Source organism: Caballeronia sp. LZ019, assembly GCF_031450825.1.
Classification (GTDB): domain Bacteria; phylum Pseudomonadota; class Gammaproteobacteria; order Burkholderiales; family Burkholderiaceae; genus Caballeronia.
The window spans coordinates 603,205-618,095 of record NZ_JARTVZ010000005.1 but is presented as its reverse complement, the minus strand read 5'-3'; the positions used below and the strand labels follow the sequence as shown (position 1 = coordinate 618,095).

Here is a 14,891-nt window from a genome sequence, read left to right as displayed (position 1 = left end):
GCGTTATTTGCGCAGTTCGGCGACGAAGTCGTAATAGTCGTTGCGACAGTACGTATCGGTGAGCTCGATGGCGCGCTGATCCGCGGTATAGCCGACGCGCGTGATCAGCAAGAGCGCGTCGTGTGGCGCGATGCTCATCTGTTCAGCAATCTCCGGACTCGCGTTGACCGCGCGAAAGTGCTGAAGCGCGCGAACGATCGACAGGCCGCGCGTATCGAGATAACTGTAGAGCGAATCGCCGATGGAAAGCGGATCGGGGACGAGCGAGGCGGGGAAGGTGGAGTTCTCGACGGCCATCACGGTGTCGTCGGCGAGACGCAGGCGCTTGAGGCGCGTGACGGCGGCGGAAGGCGACAGCCCGAGCTGAATGACTTCTTCGCGATTGGCCGGCTCGATGGTGCGCGATAGCCACTTGGAACTCGGTTGAAATCCGCGTCGCCGAAGCATTTCGGAAAAGCTCGACAGACGCGAGAGCGGGTCTTCATAACGCGGCTTGATGAAGCTGCCCGCGCCTTGTTCGCGGCGAATCAGCCCTTGTTCGACGAGCAGCGCGATGGCTTTTCTCGACGTGATCCGCGACACCCCGAGCGCCTCGGACAGCACGCGCTCGGAGGGCAACGCTTCGCCGGCGTTCCAGCGGTTCTCGTGAATGGCGTTGGCGAGCTTGCGGGCGAGTTGGAGATAAAGCGGCGTGTCGCTGTCCGGGTCCGGGCGCAAGTCGCGCCAGCGGTCTTCTGCGGTCGAGTTCATAAATCGGACGCTGAGGGCTAAGCGGGGATTTTAAGACAAACGGTGGAGACGAAGGGGCGGGCACTTTCGCGGTCTGTCAACGGATGCGTGCGACACGCGCATCGGCGAAGAGAGTGACATCAGCAACATGCAGGCGCGTTTGCGATGCTGTCAGGAGTGAGCGCGCACAGCTGGCCGCATACTGTTGACCGAGGAGGACATCGCCGGTTATCGCGATGCCCGCCTGCAGAAAGCCGGTGATGATCCCATTTGCACAGAGCACGCGATCGGGGTGATTCACGCGTGCGCGACAGTCACATCAACGGCAGCGCGTCACCAATGAAAATCAAGCCCTGGCCGCCCCGCCGACACCTCGCTCCGCCCGCATATACAGCGCGGCCGACAACGCCACCGCCATCGCCGCCGCGACGGCCGCGAACAGAAACACCGATCCATACCCGAACTCGCCCGCCACATATCCGGCGAGCGGCCCGGTCAATCCGAGCGACAAGTCGAGGAACACGGAGTAAGCCGACAGCGCCGCGCCCCGGCTCGCGGGCGGCACGAGGCTGACCGCTTCGACGCCCAGCGCCGGGAACACGAGCGCGAAGCCGCATCCCGTCAACGCCGCGCCCGCCAGCGCGAACGTCGGGTCCGCCGACAGCCACAGCATCAAGAGCCCCGCGCATTCGAGCGCGAACGATACGATCGCCACCCGGAACCCGCCGTACGATTTGATCGTGTTCGCGAACAGCAGCCGGGCGCCGACGAACGTCGTGCCGAACACCGTCAGCGACAGCGCCGCGTTCGGCCAGTGATGCGCCGCGTAGAACAGGGTGATGAACGTCGCGATCGACCCGAATCCAGCCGATCCCAGCGCGAGCCCGAACCCGTACGGCAGCACGCGGAAGAAGACGCTGCGATACGACATCCGCTCGCCATGCACGACCGGCACGCTCGCCATGCGCGTCGCGAGCCAGTAGCCGAGAGCGCCGAGCGCAATCACGATCAGCGCAAGCGCGCCGAAGCCCAGCGAATGATCGATGGCGACGCCCAGCGGCGCGCCGATCGCCAGCGCACCGTAAGTGGCGATGCCGTTCCACGAAATCACCTTCGCGTTGTTCGCGACGCCCACGCGTCCGATGCCCCACGTGATCGATCCCGTCCCGACCCAGCTTTCCCCGAAGCCCAGCACGAGCCGCGCGATCACCAGCAGCACGAGACTCACCGCATGCCATTGCGCCGCGAGCGCCGAGCCGAGCAACAGGACGCCGCTTGCCGCGCATGCCGCCAGCCCGTAGAGGACCGTCTTCTTCGGCCCGAGCGTGTCGGCGGTGCGGCCCGCGAGCGGCCGGGACACGAGCGTCGCGAAGTACTGCACGCTGATCGCCGCGCCCGCCATCACCGAGCCATAGCCGAGGTCCGTATGCACGAAGCCGGGCAGCACGGCGAGCGGAATGCCGATCGTCAGATAGCAAAGAAACGTGTACAGCACGACCGAAACGATTCGGAGGGTGACGGCCAGATCGCTTTGCGGAGCGGCAGCAGTGCAGGAGTCGGAGGACATAGGGAAAATGCGGGGTTGAACTCGGCGGGAAGGCGTGATTCTCCCATATGTTGCGGCGCAACGTCGCGCCCCTTTTGTAACCGTTCAGTCCAAATCGTCATCGCGGACGCTCGTGTGAATTTCGCTCGCACCTTGCTGCGTAAGGCTTTGGCGACTCATCGCGACACCAATATGTCGTTCATGCAATGCCGGCTATGGGTCGCGCATTTTGGCGGTGATAGGTTTCGAAGCATCGAGGCGATCGGACCAATCTGAAAATGAGTCCGCCGACCTCATCGCCACCGGCTGCGCACCCCGCGCAACCAGCAAGAAGCATCGAAGCCCCGCGAGACACGATTCCATGAGCGAGCCCATCCGTTTCTATCATCGCAACGCCATCCGCGAAGTCAGCGGCGCGTCGACGACGCGCACCGTCCTGCAATACCTGCGCGAAGACGCGCGCTGCACCGGCACGAAGGAAGGCTGTGCCGAGGGCGATTGCGGCGCGTGCACGGTCGTCGTCGGGGAACCGGACGGCGCGGGCGGCGTCGCGTTGAAGGCGGTCAATGCGTGCGTGCAGTTCTTGCCGACGCTCGATGGCCGCGCGCTGTTCACCGTCGAAGACCTGCGCCAGCCGGATGGCTCGCTGCATCCGGTGCAGCAGGCGCTTGTCGATTGCCACGGATCGCAATGTGGCTTCTGCACGCCGGGCTTCGCAATGTCGATGTTCGCGCTCTACGAAAAGCACGGCCATGCAAGCGCGAATTGCGCGCACAAGTCGATGCCGTCGCGACAGGAAATCAGCGACGCGCTGACGGGCAATCTGTGCCGCTGCACGGGGTATCGGCCGATCATCGACGCCGCCGAGCGCATGTTCGATCATGCGCCGCTCGCGCCGCTCGATGTTGAATCGCTGGCAAAGACGCTCGCGACGCTTCAGCGCGACGACACCTTCCATTACGAGCACGCGGGCCGGCAGTTCGACGCCCCGCGCACGCTCGAAGCGCTCGCCAGGCTCAAGGCGGACAAGCCGAACGCGCGCCTGCTCGCGGGCAGCACGGACGTCGGTTTATGGGTCACGAAGCAGTTGCGCGATCTCGGCGACGTCATCTACATCGGCCAGATCGAGGCGATGAAGCGCGTGGAGACGACGGAAGGGTGGATCGAGATCGGCGCGGGCGTGACGGTCGAGCGCGCGTATGCGGAACTCGTGAAGACGTATCCCGAACTCGAGGAAATGTGGCTGCGCTTCGCGTCGTTGCCGATTCGCAATGCCGGCACGCTCGGCGGCAACGTGGCGAACGGCTCGCCCATCGGCGATTCGATGCCCGGACTCATCGCACTGAACGCGCGCGTCGTGCTGGCGAGCATCGACGGGACGCGCGAGATGCCGCTCGAAGACCTGTACGTCGCGTATCAGAAGAAGGACATGGCCGAGCATGAATTCGTCGCCGCCATCAAGGTGCCGACGCGCACGGGCAAGCGGGCGAATTTGCGCTTTCGGACCTACAAGCTCTCGAAGCGCTTCGATTGCGATATCTCCGCCGTTTGCGCCGCGTTCGCCTATATCGCCGATGGCGACGTGATTCGCGAGCCACGCATCGCGTTCGGCGGCATGGCCGCGACGCCGAAGCGTGCCGCGCGCGCCGAAGCCGCGCTCGCCGATGTGCAATGGCATGAAGCCACCGCTCGAGCCGCGATGCGCGCGCTCGCCGACGACTACGCGCCGCTCACCGACATGCGTGCATCGAGCGGCTATCGGATGGATACGGCGAAGAGCCTGTTGTATCGCTTCTGGCTGGAGACGCGCCCGCACGATCCGCTTGCGAAATCGAAGCTGGATGTGCGCGCGATCGAACTCGTCGAAGTGAAGTGAGGATATCGAAATGAATCAGCAAGCCGAAGCCTTTCTCGCCGAAGCGCAATCCGCAGCCGACGCCGCCGACGATTTCAAGCAGGTGCATGTATCGCGTCCGCATGAATCGGCTCATCTGCATGTAAGCGGACGCGCGAGTTACACCGACGATATCCCGCTTGTCGCGGGCACGCTGCACGCCGCGCTGGGTCTCAGTCCGAAGGCGCACGCGAAGATCGTCTCGATGAACTTCGACGCGGTGCGCGCGACCCCGGGCGTCGTCGCCGTCTTCACCGCCGACGATATTCCGGGCGTCAACGATTGCGGTCCGATCATCCATGATGATCCGATTCTCGCGCCGGGCGTCGTGCAATACGTCGGCCAGCCGATGTTCATCGTCGTCGCGACGTCGCACGATACGGCGCGGCTCGCGGCGCGCCGCGCGGAGATCGCGTTCGAAGACTTGCCCGCGGTGCTGACCGCTGAAGATGCGCGGCGCGCGCAGTCGTATGTGCTCAATCGGCTGAAGCTCTCGCGCGGCGACGCGGCGAGTCACATGTCCAGGGCCGCGCATCAAGAACGCGGCGCGATGAAGCTCGGCGGCCAGGAGCAGTTCTACCTCGAAGGACAGATTGCCTACGCCGTGCCGAAGGACGACGACGGCATGCATGTCTACTGTTCGACGCAGCATCCGACGGAGATGCAGCATCTCGTCGCGCATGTGCTCGGCGTGCAGTCGCATCACGTGCTCGTCGAGTGCCGGCGCATGGGCGGCGGCTTCGGCGGCAAGGAATCGCAATCGGGCCTGTTCGCGTGCTGCGCGTCGCTGGCGGCGTGGAAGCTGCTGTGTCCGGTCAAGCTGCGCCCCGACCGCGACGACGACATGATGATCACCGGCAAGCGCCACGACTTCGTGTACGACTTCGAAGTCGGGTATGACGATGACGGCGTGATCGAAGGCGTCGCCGTCGACATGACATCGCGCTGCGGCTTTTCCGCCGATTTGTCCGGGCCGGTGATGACGCGCGCCGTCTGCCACTTCGACAACGCGTACTGGCTGCCGCACGTGGCGATCGAAGGCTATTGCGGCAAGACGAACACGCAGTCGAACACCGCGTTTCGCGGCTTCGGCGGGCCGCAGGGCGCGTTCGGGATCGAGTACATCATCGACAATATTGCGCGTTCGGTCGGCCGCGACTCGCTCGATGTGCGCCTCGCGAATCTCTACGGCAAGACGGAGAACAACCGCACGCCGTATGGGCAGACGGTCGAGGACAACGTGCTGCACGAGTTGATTGGCGAGCTCGCGGCGACGAGCGAGTATCGACGCCGGCGTGAAGCGGTGCGCGAATTCAATTCGAACAACGAAGTACTCAAGAAGGGTCTCGCGCTCACACCGGTGAAGTTCGGCATCGCGTTCAATGTGACGCACTTCAATCAGGCTGGCGCGCTGGTGCATATCTATACGGACGGCTCCATTCTCGTGAATCACGGCGGCACGGAGATGGGGCAGGGCCTCAACACGAAGGTTGCGCAAGTGGTGGCGCACGAGCTTGGGATCGACTTCGGCCGCGTGCGCGTGACCGCGACGGATACGAGCAAGGTGGCGAATACATCGGCCACGGCGGCATCGACGGGAACGGATCTCAACGGCAAGGCCGCGCAGGATGCGGCGCGTCAGTTGCGCGAGCGGCTTGCGTCGTTTGCGGCGGAGAAGTTCGGTGCGGGTACGGTATCGGCGGCGGACGTGCGGTTCGCGAACGACCGCGTGATCGTCGGCGATGACGCGATTCCGTTCGGCGAAGTCGTCGCGAAGGCGTATCTCGCGCGCGTGCAGTTGTGGTCCGATGGCTTCTACGCGACGCCGAAGCTCCACTGGGATCAGGCGACGATGCAGGGCCGTCCGTTCTTCTATTACTCGTATGGCGCGGCGGTGTCGGAAGTGGTGATCGATACGCTCACTGGCGAGATGCGCGTGCTGCGCGCGGATGCGTTGCATGACGTCGGGGCATCGCTGAATCCGGCGCTGGACATCGGGCAAGTGGAAGGCGCGTTCGTGCAGGGCATGGGCTGGCTCACGACCGAGGAACTCTGGTGGAACGATAACGGCAAGCTGATGACGCACGCGCCGTCCACGTACAAGATTCCGACCGTCAACGACATGCCCGCGGATTTCCGCGTGTCGCTTTTCAGGAACCGGAACGCGGAGGACAGCATTCATCGCTCGAAGGCGGTCGGCGAGCCGCCGCTCTTGCTGCCGTTCTCGGTGTTCTTCGCGATTCGCGATGCGGTGTCGGCTGTCGGCGATCACAAGGTGAACCCGCCGTTGAACGCCCCGGCCACGGCCGAGGAGATTCTGCGCGCGGTGAATGCGGTGAGGAGCGCGCGGTCATGATGCATGTCGTTCTCTTCGGAGCGGGCCACGTGGGTCACGCGCTTGCCGACGTGCTCGGCATGCTGCCGTGCGTCGTGCAATGGGTCGATGCGCGCGACGAACTGTTCCCCGATGAAGTGCCCGCCAACGTGCAGATCGAAGCGACGGATGCGCCTGAAGCGATCGTCGATGCAGCGCCGGCAGGGGCGTATTTCATCGTGATGACGCACGATCATTCGCTCGACTTCGCGCTGACGCAGCGGATCATGCGGCGGCGCGACTTCGCTTACTTGGGGCTTATCGGTTCGAAGACGAAGCGGGTCAAGTTCGAGCGGAGGCTCGTCGAGAGAGGGTTGGCGCCGGAGCGGTTGCAGGAGATGACGTGCCCGATCGGCGTCGAAGGAATCGCCGACAAAGCGCCGCCTGCGATCGCGCTGGCGGTGGCGGCGGAGGTGTTGAGGGTGCGGGAACTAAACGCGAGTTGCGATTCGCGTACGCAGGCCGCAATGGCCAATGCTGTCTGACCTTGATCGGACCATGAGGCAGTCAACCTGGCTTCGCACGAAGCCATCAGGCGTCTCTACCACTTCAAGCTGATTTAAGAGATATCGCCTGTAGTCCGGTCATTTCGATCCTTATCATGTCGCCCGATGTGCAGTGTGCGCTTTGTTTCAAGAGCGCCAAATGCATCGGGCGAGTAAGCGCATTCGCGCATACATGAGGATCGAAAATGAGTCACGAGTCTGAAGCAGCAACGTCATCTCTAGGTAAGCGTAGGGTTCATCGACGAACGGTTGTCTCGCTCTTAGAGAGCAAGGCGATAGTCGGCAAGACGCCAACGCACTTCGCCGTCAGGATCTCGGAATTCGGAGGCAAGTGATGGGCAGACACGATTTGCGAGAACTCGATAAACCCATAGCTTCGGCTCTGTGGATCATCAATGCGAGCGGTTCCGACAGTTCTTGGGACTCAACGTCTAAACGCGAGCAAGCGGCGCGAGAGTTCGCTGACCTTGTCAAGAGGCGCGTCATCGCTGCACTACACGATTACCTTTTGTCGCACGGCGTCTATGTACGTAGACAAGAGCTTGGCAAAGCGCTGGTTCTCGAGGAATGCCGAACTCTTCTTCAGGAACTCTCACTGCAGTTCGATTCTGTGGGAAAGGCTATTGGCCTCGCGCAAGACCTTGGATCGATATCTCTTGGCGAAAAAGAAAAAGCGATGGCGGCACTCTATGAGATCGAGTCGCGCTTCGCCGAAGCAAAAGGTCAACGCGGAGAACTCAAATCGGGTGCAGTGTCCCTGCAGAGGAACATCAAAGCCTGGCCGACGCCGCCATCCTTCATCGGGGCCTTTTGCCTTGCATTACTTGGATGCGCATTCCTAGTCGCGCGAAGCTATCCGTTTGGACTTGTTCTTATCGCAATAGCTTCATGGCTCGGTTTTCGCCGGCCCAGACAATTTGAAACGACGAAGCGAGAAGTCATCGGTCGGATAAGTGCCGCGGAACAGGCCTTCGATTCACTAGTCACGCAGGAGATCTCGCCACGCTCGACTCTGTCTAATACACAGGACATGACTAGAGCGAAGGCCGTCATTCTGAGCGCCATCATTGCAGTCGTCGCATTGGCTGCTGCGTCGTATGGCGTCTTCAACAAACCACCAGGCGATCAAGCGACTAACTTAACGAGCGCCGCGCACGACGATCTGCAACGGCACGGCACCGCTGATGAAAGAGCCTTGGAACGTTCAGTCTCCAACTTTTCGTGGCTCGTTGGAAAAATGCCTTGGGGCGTTGTGAAAGACAAGCGTTTCCGGTCTGCGTTCAACCACGTTCCGGCTAATGAATGGAAGACAATCGCTGATCGTTTGGCCGTCACCGATGCAGGTGGCATTCAGTTCAGGAATGGCTACTACTTCGCTGAGGGCTGCAAAGCTCACTTTTGCGGTTCCGACTTGGCAGCCTTTGCAATCAACGCAGCTACAGGACGAGGTATCGTGATCTATAAAGCTGCATGGGATCAACCCGCAGGCAAAAGCGTGACACGCAGATTTCTATGGCCTGACACGCCCATCGAACTCACGCCGCTGGCGGAGTGGGCAACTTCCAACGGCTTGTAGATGGTCAGACTGTGAGCGGCGCGAACCCTGCCGCTCACCCCACCGCACCCCCCACCCGATACCTCCCCGGCGCCACCCCATAAACCTCCTTGAACCGCTTGGAGAAAGCCGCCTCCGACTGATACCCCACGTCAGCCGCGACATCCGCGATGCTCTTCGTCGTGCGCGCGAGCATCGAGCTTGCGAGTTGCATCCGCACATGACTCAACAGCGCGAGCGGCGGCGTCTCCGAGTGCGCCGAAAACGCGCGCATGAACGTCGCGCGCGACATCGCCGCTTCCTTCGCCAGCATCTCGACGGTCCACGGCTCGGCGGGGCGCTCGAGCATCGCGATCACCGATGCGCCCAATCGCCGGTTCGCAAGCAGCCCGAGCACGCCCGCGAGCGTCGGCTGCCCGGCGAGCCATGCACGCAGCAGCATCGTGAATAGCGCCGTGGAAAGCGCCGCCACGATCGACGGCGCGCCGAGCTGCGCTTCCTCCGCTTCGCGTCGCATGCCGCCGACGAGCGGCGCAAGATACGGCGCCGACGCGCTCGTGAACGACACGTGCACGACATCCGGCAACACATCGATCAGCAGCGCGCGCGGCGCATACAGAAAGCGTCCACACAGCAGATCGAGCGCGGGCGCCTGTTCGCCGCAATTGCTCCGCACGATGACTGCGCCGTTGTCGCGCGCCTGCATCGCGTCGAGCCGGGAATCAGCGTCGCCATCGATGGAGAGCACGTGTGCATCGCCGCGAGGCAGGAACAGAATATCGCCTGCCTTCAGCACAATCGGCGCGTGACCCTCGCGCAACACGCGGCACGCGCCGCTCAACACGACGTGATACACCGCTTCGCCAGCGGGCGCGGGCGCATGATCGACTTCGAGCGGGCCGCTCAGCAGACAGCGCAAATCGAGCGCGCCTGAAAGATGCGCCAGTTGGATCAAACGGTCGAGAGCGTCCATATCGTGACAGCGATGTCATTTGGAAACCGCGATTGCGAACTCCTCACCGACGACGGCCTTCCGGTTCGTCAGCGAATCCGACACGCGCGACATCAGCGTGCGCAGCCACGCGATATCGGTCGATTCATCCGGCTGCGGCTGTGAAAGCTGATAACACTTGATGCGCGGAAACGGCACCGGCGAATCGAGCACGGCGAGCGGGAGCATCGCCGCGTAATGCTGCGCGAAGCGGCGCGGCGCAGTGAAGATCAGGTCCGACTGCAACAGCACCTGCGGCACCAGCCCGAAGTACGGAATCGTCGTGACGATACGGCGCCGGATGCCCGCCCGCGCGAGACCGATATCGATCGGATGACGCTTCGCGCCGCTATACGGCGTCGGCGCGAGATGGGCGGCGAGCGCGTAGCGTTCGGCGGTCAGCGGCTCGCGCGCGAGCGGATGATTCGCGCGCATCAGGCACACGAAGACATCGGTGAAAAGATCGTGGCGTTCGAAGCGCGGTTCGGGCTTCGTCCAGTTCGCGACCATCAGATCGATCTCGCCTTCGTCGAGCGCGCGTTCGTGATCGCGCATTGGATTCAGCGATTCAATCTCAAGCCGCGCATTCGGCGCGGCATCGCGGAAAGCGGCGACGAGCGTCGGCATGAAGAAATCGTTCAGGTAGTCCGGCGCGGCGATGCGAAAGGTGCGGCGGGAACTGGCGGCATCGAAATCGCCGTGCGGCGTCGCGACGAATTCGACTTCGCGCAACGCACGCTGCGCCGGCGCGAGCAGCGTCTCGCCATATTCGGTCGGCACCATGCCCTGCTTGCCGCGCACCAGGATCGGATCGCCGAGAATCTCGCGCAGGCGGCGCAGCGCGGTGCTGATCGCCGGCTGCGTCTGATTGAGCCGCTGCGCGGTCTGCGTGACGCTGCGCTCCAGAAGCAGCGTGCGCAACACGCGGATGAGCCAGATGTCGAGGGAATCGGCGGGATCGTTCATGGCCTGGGGCAAGAGAGCGGATGACGCGGCGCGCGCGTCGTCATCACGTGCGCCACGCCGCAACCGAAGTTAACCGCGTTCCGATTTTTGACGCCATAGCGCACGCCCTATGCGCGGCATCGGCTCACTGCGTACTGCCGCGCTATGCGCCCATTTCCGCCGCGTTGCCGAAGTCCGCTTCCTTCGGCGCCATCGGCAGATTGCTGATGCGCTTCACTTCCGCGGCGTCGAGCCAGTTCGGGGAGCGCGCGACGTACAGCACCATCGGCAGCGTGTCTTCGCCCCAGAAGATCTGGTCGTTGACGATGAACGTCGGCACGCCGAACACGCCCATCTCCACGGCGCGGTCGTTGTTGTCGCGCAGTTTCGCCTTGAGGTCTTCATCGTCGATGCGCGATTCCGCCTCCGGCATGCCGACGTGCTCGCACAGCGCGCGAAAGCCTTCCGGCGTCGACGGATCGCGTCCTTCGCGCCAGATGAAGCGGAAGATGTCGCGCACGACGGCGATATCGCCGTTCGCGAGCACCGCGAGCCGCAAGGCCTTCACCGGATCGAACGGATGCGCCGGCGGCATCCGGAACGGAATGCCGAGCTGTTCGGCGCGGAAAAGCGCGTGCCGGTACGTGAAGACGCGCTTGGACGGAATCGTTGCGGCGTGCGGCTGCTTCCAGCGGTCGAGCAGCTTGAGCAACTGCACGGGGACGAGCTCGAACGGAATGTCGGGCCACTTCTCGTGTTGCTCGAGGAGCAGGTACGAGAACGGCGAGATGAAATCGAAGAAAAAATACGGCCGGCCGTCAGCGGCCGAATGCGGGGCACTCATGTCGTTTCTCCTTGCTTTTGGCGCGCCTGGCGCTGGCCTCGTGCTCATCGCTGATTGCATCGCGCGCGTATCGCCAGCATGGTCAGTTGTCGTCAGGCGCGGGCGTCGTGTCCTGCATTCTTCGTGGCCAAAAAAGCGCCGCGTGTCCTTCCGGCCGCATCCACCTTCCACGACCGAATGATTCGATATTACGTGCTGCCTTGCTCCGTGTCTGCACGCGACGCAGTCCCCGATGCCGCGAAGCGCTCGCGCGGCCGATCCGCGTCCGCACCGTTCGCGGCGATGGGAGCGACGGCCGCTTGCGCGAGCCGCTGCCGCACGAAGCCGATGTGTTCGCGCAGCACATAGAACTGATCGGCGAACGCGAGCGGCATCTTCATGCGGTTGACCGCCGATTCGATCGCGTCGATGCGGTCGAGCAGAGCGTCGCGCTGCGCCGTGTCGGGGCCGCTGATCGCTTCCCGTTCGATTGCAATCAACGCGCCATACCAGCGATAGATGCGCGATTTGACGCGCCACCGGTACAGGCCGGGCACGAGGCGCAGAGCCGGAATCAGCACGACGATCAGCGGCACCAGCACGACCAGCACGCGATCCGCGAGGCTCGCCACCCAGAAGGGCAACGTGCGGTACAGAAAACTCTTGCCCGACTTGTAATACCGCTCGGCGTTGTCGCTGATGCGGAATTCGTGGACCAGCGGCGCGGGAAACTCGTTCGCCCGCTGCAAAAGGCCGGCGCGGCTGTGGACTTCGCGCGCGGCCTCGATCAGCAGGTCCGACAGCGCCGGATGCAGGCTGTCGCGCGCGACGAGTTCGGCGGTCGGCGCGACCATGTGGACGGGATGCGGCGGCAGGTTCGACGCGAGATCGAACGCGCCCATCGGCAGCTCGATTTCCGTCAGATACGGGAAGCGGCGCGCGTAGGCGTCGGCCTGGGCGAAATCCATGAAGCGGATGCCGGGCGTGCGCAGGAGCTTCGCCATCGTCGGCGGCTGCGCGGAATCGCCGGTGAGGAAGACGGCGTCGATCTGACCGTCTTCGAGCGCACGAGCGGCCGTATCGCCGGCGAGCGGCAGCAGCGGGGTATCGCCCGCGGGCTCGATGCCGTTCGCCTTCAGCAGCGTCAGCGCAAGCAGGCGCGTGCCGCTGCCTTCCGCGCCGATCGCGAGGCGCTTGCCCTTCAGCTGGGACAATCGCGACACCGGCGCGCCGCGATAAAACACCGCGAGCGGCACATAGGACACGCTGCCGAGCGATTCGAGATCGTCATGCGTCGCGCCCGGCCTCGTCATGCCGCCCTGCACGAAGCCGACATCGACGCCCGAATCCGGATCGGAGAGCCGCGTGAGGTTGTCGAACGAGCCTTGCGTTTCGAGCACGTCGAGCGTCACGCGATTGCGCGCGAGGATCGCCTTGTACTTTTGCGCGCTGTTCCAGAACGAACTGCCCTTGGGACCGGCGGCGATGGTTAGCGTGCTTGGCGGCGCGGGCTGGATCAGGCGCACGGCGAAATACAGCGCGACGATGGCCACGAGCACGATCGGGCCGAAGGTCATCGCCAGATCGCGCCAGGAAATCGCGACGAAGCGCGCGACGATCTTCGGTGGCGGCCGGCGTCGCGGGCTGGTAGCGGTGTCGGAGGCTGCGGGTTCCTTGTCCGCGTCGGGCTGAGTCATATCGATGCTTCGAGTCAATTTCGTGCCGAGAGCTTACCCGAACGTGCGGCGCGGGAGTCTCACGCATTCGGTCATCCGAATGTGACATGCGTATGGACGCGCCCGGCGCTTTGTCCACCCTCGTTGCGTGCGCCCGATAGAACCGCGCGACGCGTCGTTAAATGCTTTGCGCTAATGGCCGCGCTGGGCTAAATTGACGTTCGCCGCCGTACGATAAGAATTATCTGTCCGAAACCCGATAGTTGGGCATTCCGGGCATGCGCCGCACCGACTGGCGCAGACCGCGCATCGAGCGTGCGCCGTGCGGCAGGACATCCATAGACGAGCCGAGGGCCATCGAGCCCGAATCGATCGGCCGGGTTTTCGTTTCTTCGCCAGCCTCTCGCAGCACCGCATCACAGCATCGCGGCCTCTTCGCCGTGCAATCGTCAGCGCGTTCGCGTCGACGATTCGCGCGGCCACGATCGCCCGATGCCGTCGCCCCTTGCCGGGCGATGCGATCCGGTTTGATGTGCAAACGAGCGAAGTAGCATAGTGCGAAGTCAACAAGCGAAACAAAAGGAGAAACCATGAAAGTTGTCGATCTGTTGAAGGCTCTGGGCGTCGTGGTCTGCGTGGCGGTGGCGTCGAGCGCCTACGCCCAGTCGAGCGATGCGGCGGCCACCATGAGCACCGAAGCCAGCGCGCCGACCAAGGCGCAGAAATCCGCGACCAAGAAGACCGATCGCTCGCTCGGCTATGCCGTGCGCCGCGCGCTGTCGAAAGCGCAAGGTTTCGACGTGTCGAACGTGTTCGTGCGTGCGCGCAGCGGTGCCGTCACGCTGACGGGCACGGTGCCGGAAGGCGCGCAGATCGCGCAGGCGGAAGAAGTGACGAAGGGCGTCTCGGGCGTGAAGTCCGTGTCGAACAAACTCACGCTGAGCCCGCAGAACGGCGGGAAATAAGCGTCGCATTCCGGCGGGCAGCCGCCGGGAGAAGTGCAACGGGCTCCGGTTTGTCGCCGGAGCCCGTTGTCGTTCGTGCCTTGTATTCGATCGATGCCGACGCTCAGTGCGCCACCGCCGATGCCGCATCGGCCGCCGACGCCGCGACGGGATTGGCGGTTGCCGTCGCCGCTGCCTGCGCCTGACGTTTCGTCTCGGCGGCGGCATCGGACGCCTGAATCGCCGTGGCGGCTGCGGCGGGCGCCTGCACGACGATCGGCGTCGGCGTGAGTTCCGGCGAAGTCAGTATCAACGACGGCGCGAGCGGCTTGCTCTCGACTTCGTCGGCTGCGACGGGCGAACTGCGCGGCACCGTCCTCAGATAGTGGCCCATCAGATTGAAGAAGCGGTCGTAGAACTTGCCCGCCGGCACGGTTTCGCTCGAAATCTTGACCATTGCGTCGCTATTCGAGCGGATCGGCAACGAAAGCGAGCCGAGCACGCTCAGGCCGACGCTCGCGGACGTATCGCTCTTCTTGAGCGCATAGCCGTCCTGCACGGCGTTCACATAGGCGATGCTCTGATTGGCTGTGTTCTCGCCCGGCGTGCAGACGACGTGAAACGAGACGACGACGTGCGTCTCGGCGTTCGGCTGGAAATTCTTGGTGGCGTCGACGGTATCGGGCTGAGCCATCGTCGTGAGGAAGCCTTGCGACAGCAGCGCGCGGCGGGCCGCTTCGCAAGTTTCCTTCACGGTGGCGTCGAAGTTATGCGCGTAGGGACTCGCGCCGGAACTGAACAGCTCCTGCTGATAGCTGGGGGTGGTGGCGGCACGACCGCCGCAGGCGGCGAGGGCGAGAAGACCGAGGGAAACGAAGGCGAGGCGCAACGACGAGATAGGCATGGGC

At 63.8% G+C, this 14,891-nt stretch carries 14 protein-coding genes; 5 read left to right on the top strand and 9 right to left on the bottom strand.

Translation table 11 applies throughout. The features are described from left to right. Positions 1-3: 3 nt before the first annotated feature. The 3 genes from P9255_RS16200 to P9255_RS16190 form a co-directional block, all read right to left on the bottom strand. Positions 4-750: a GntR family transcriptional regulator gene (locus P9255_RS16200; RefSeq protein ID WP_309764167.1), complete on the bottom strand. Its 747-nt coding sequence runs from the start codon at positions 748-750 to the stop codon at positions 4-6. Between the two features lie 76 nt (positions 751-826). Further along, positions 827-1,030 carry a hypothetical protein gene (locus P9255_RS16195; RefSeq protein WP_309790056.1) on the bottom strand — a complete coding sequence of 68 codons (204 nt, stop codon included), beginning with the start codon at positions 1,028-1,030 and terminating at the stop codon, positions 827-829. A 45-nt stretch (positions 1,031-1,075) separates the two neighbouring features. Next, entirely contained in the window at positions 1,076-2,296 is a 1,221-nt protein-coding gene (locus P9255_RS16190; protein ID WP_309790055.1) for an MFS transporter, read from the bottom strand. A gap of 340 nt (positions 2,297-2,636) precedes the next feature. Here P9255_RS16190 and xdhA point away from each other — a divergent pair, with 340 nt between their 5' ends. The 4 genes from xdhA to P9255_RS16170 all read left to right on the top strand — a co-directional run bounded on the left by xdhA (position 2,637) and on the right by P9255_RS16170 (position 8,625). Continuing rightward, positions 2,637-4,151, top strand: a complete 1,515-nt coding sequence (xdhA, locus tag P9255_RS16185; protein ID WP_309790054.1) for a xanthine dehydrogenase small subunit — start codon at positions 2,637-2,639, stop codon at positions 4,149-4,151. 10 nt (positions 4,152-4,161) lie between these two features. Next, entirely contained in the window at positions 4,162-6,525 is a 2,364-nt protein-coding gene (gene xdhB, locus P9255_RS16180) for a xanthine dehydrogenase molybdopterin binding subunit (protein WP_309790053.1), read from the top strand. Then, entirely contained in the window at positions 6,522-7,028 is a 507-nt protein-coding gene (gene xdhC / locus P9255_RS16175; RefSeq protein ID WP_309790051.1) for a xanthine dehydrogenase accessory protein XdhC, read from the top strand. Before xdhB ends, xdhC begins: the two co-directional genes overlap by 4 nt. A 355-nt stretch (positions 7,029-7,383) precedes the next feature. Continuing rightward, positions 7,384-8,625 carry a hypothetical protein gene (locus tag P9255_RS16170; RefSeq protein ID WP_309790050.1) on the top strand — a complete coding sequence of 414 codons (1,242 nt, stop codon included), beginning with the start codon at positions 7,384-7,386 and terminating at the stop codon, positions 8,623-8,625. Between the two features lie 34 nt (positions 8,626-8,659). Here the strand turns inward: P9255_RS16170 and P9255_RS16165 are convergent, their stop codons facing one another. The 5 genes from P9255_RS16165 to P9255_RS16145 all read right to left on the bottom strand — a co-directional run bounded on the left by P9255_RS16165 (position 8,660) and on the right by P9255_RS16145 (position 13,631). Continuing rightward, positions 8,660-9,577 carry an AraC family transcriptional regulator gene (locus P9255_RS16165; protein WP_309790049.1) on the bottom strand — a complete coding sequence of 306 codons (918 nt, stop codon included), beginning with the start codon at positions 9,575-9,577 and terminating at the stop codon, positions 8,660-8,662. Between the two features lie 15 nt (positions 9,578-9,592). Further along, on the bottom strand, positions 9,593-10,561 hold the full coding sequence (locus P9255_RS16160; RefSeq protein WP_309764174.1) for a LysR family transcriptional regulator: 969 nt from the start codon (positions 10,559-10,561) through the stop codon (positions 9,593-9,595). A 142-nt stretch (positions 10,562-10,703) separates the two neighbouring features. Next, entirely contained in the window at positions 10,704-11,384 is a 681-nt protein-coding gene (locus P9255_RS16155; protein WP_309764175.1) for a 2-hydroxychromene-2-carboxylate isomerase, read from the bottom strand. Positions 11,385-11,572: 188 nt separating this feature from the next. After that, positions 11,573-13,060 carry a TAXI family TRAP transporter solute-binding subunit gene (locus tag P9255_RS16150; RefSeq protein WP_309790048.1) on the bottom strand — a complete coding sequence of 496 codons (1,488 nt, stop codon included), beginning with the start codon at positions 13,058-13,060 and terminating at the stop codon, positions 11,573-11,575. 220 nt (positions 13,061-13,280) lie between these two features. Further along, positions 13,281-13,631, bottom strand: coding sequence for a hypothetical protein (locus tag P9255_RS16145; protein WP_309790047.1), 351 nt, complete (start codon positions 13,629-13,631; stop codon positions 13,281-13,283). Between P9255_RS16145 and P9255_RS16140 the strand changes: the two genes are divergently transcribed. Further along, positions 13,630-14,004: a BON domain-containing protein gene (locus P9255_RS16140; protein ID WP_309790046.1), complete on the top strand. Its 375-nt coding sequence runs from the start codon at positions 13,630-13,632 to the stop codon at positions 14,002-14,004. The two genes, P9255_RS16145 and P9255_RS16140, sit on opposite strands and share 2 nt — an antisense overlap. Positions 14,005-14,107: 103 nt before the next feature. Here the strand turns inward: P9255_RS16140 and P9255_RS16135 are convergent, their stop codons facing one another. Further along, positions 14,108-14,887 carry a DUF2242 domain-containing protein gene (locus P9255_RS16135; RefSeq protein ID WP_309790045.1) on the bottom strand — a complete coding sequence of 260 codons (780 nt, stop codon included), beginning with the start codon at positions 14,885-14,887 and terminating at the stop codon, positions 14,108-14,110. Positions 14,888-14,891: the final 4 nt, after the last annotated feature.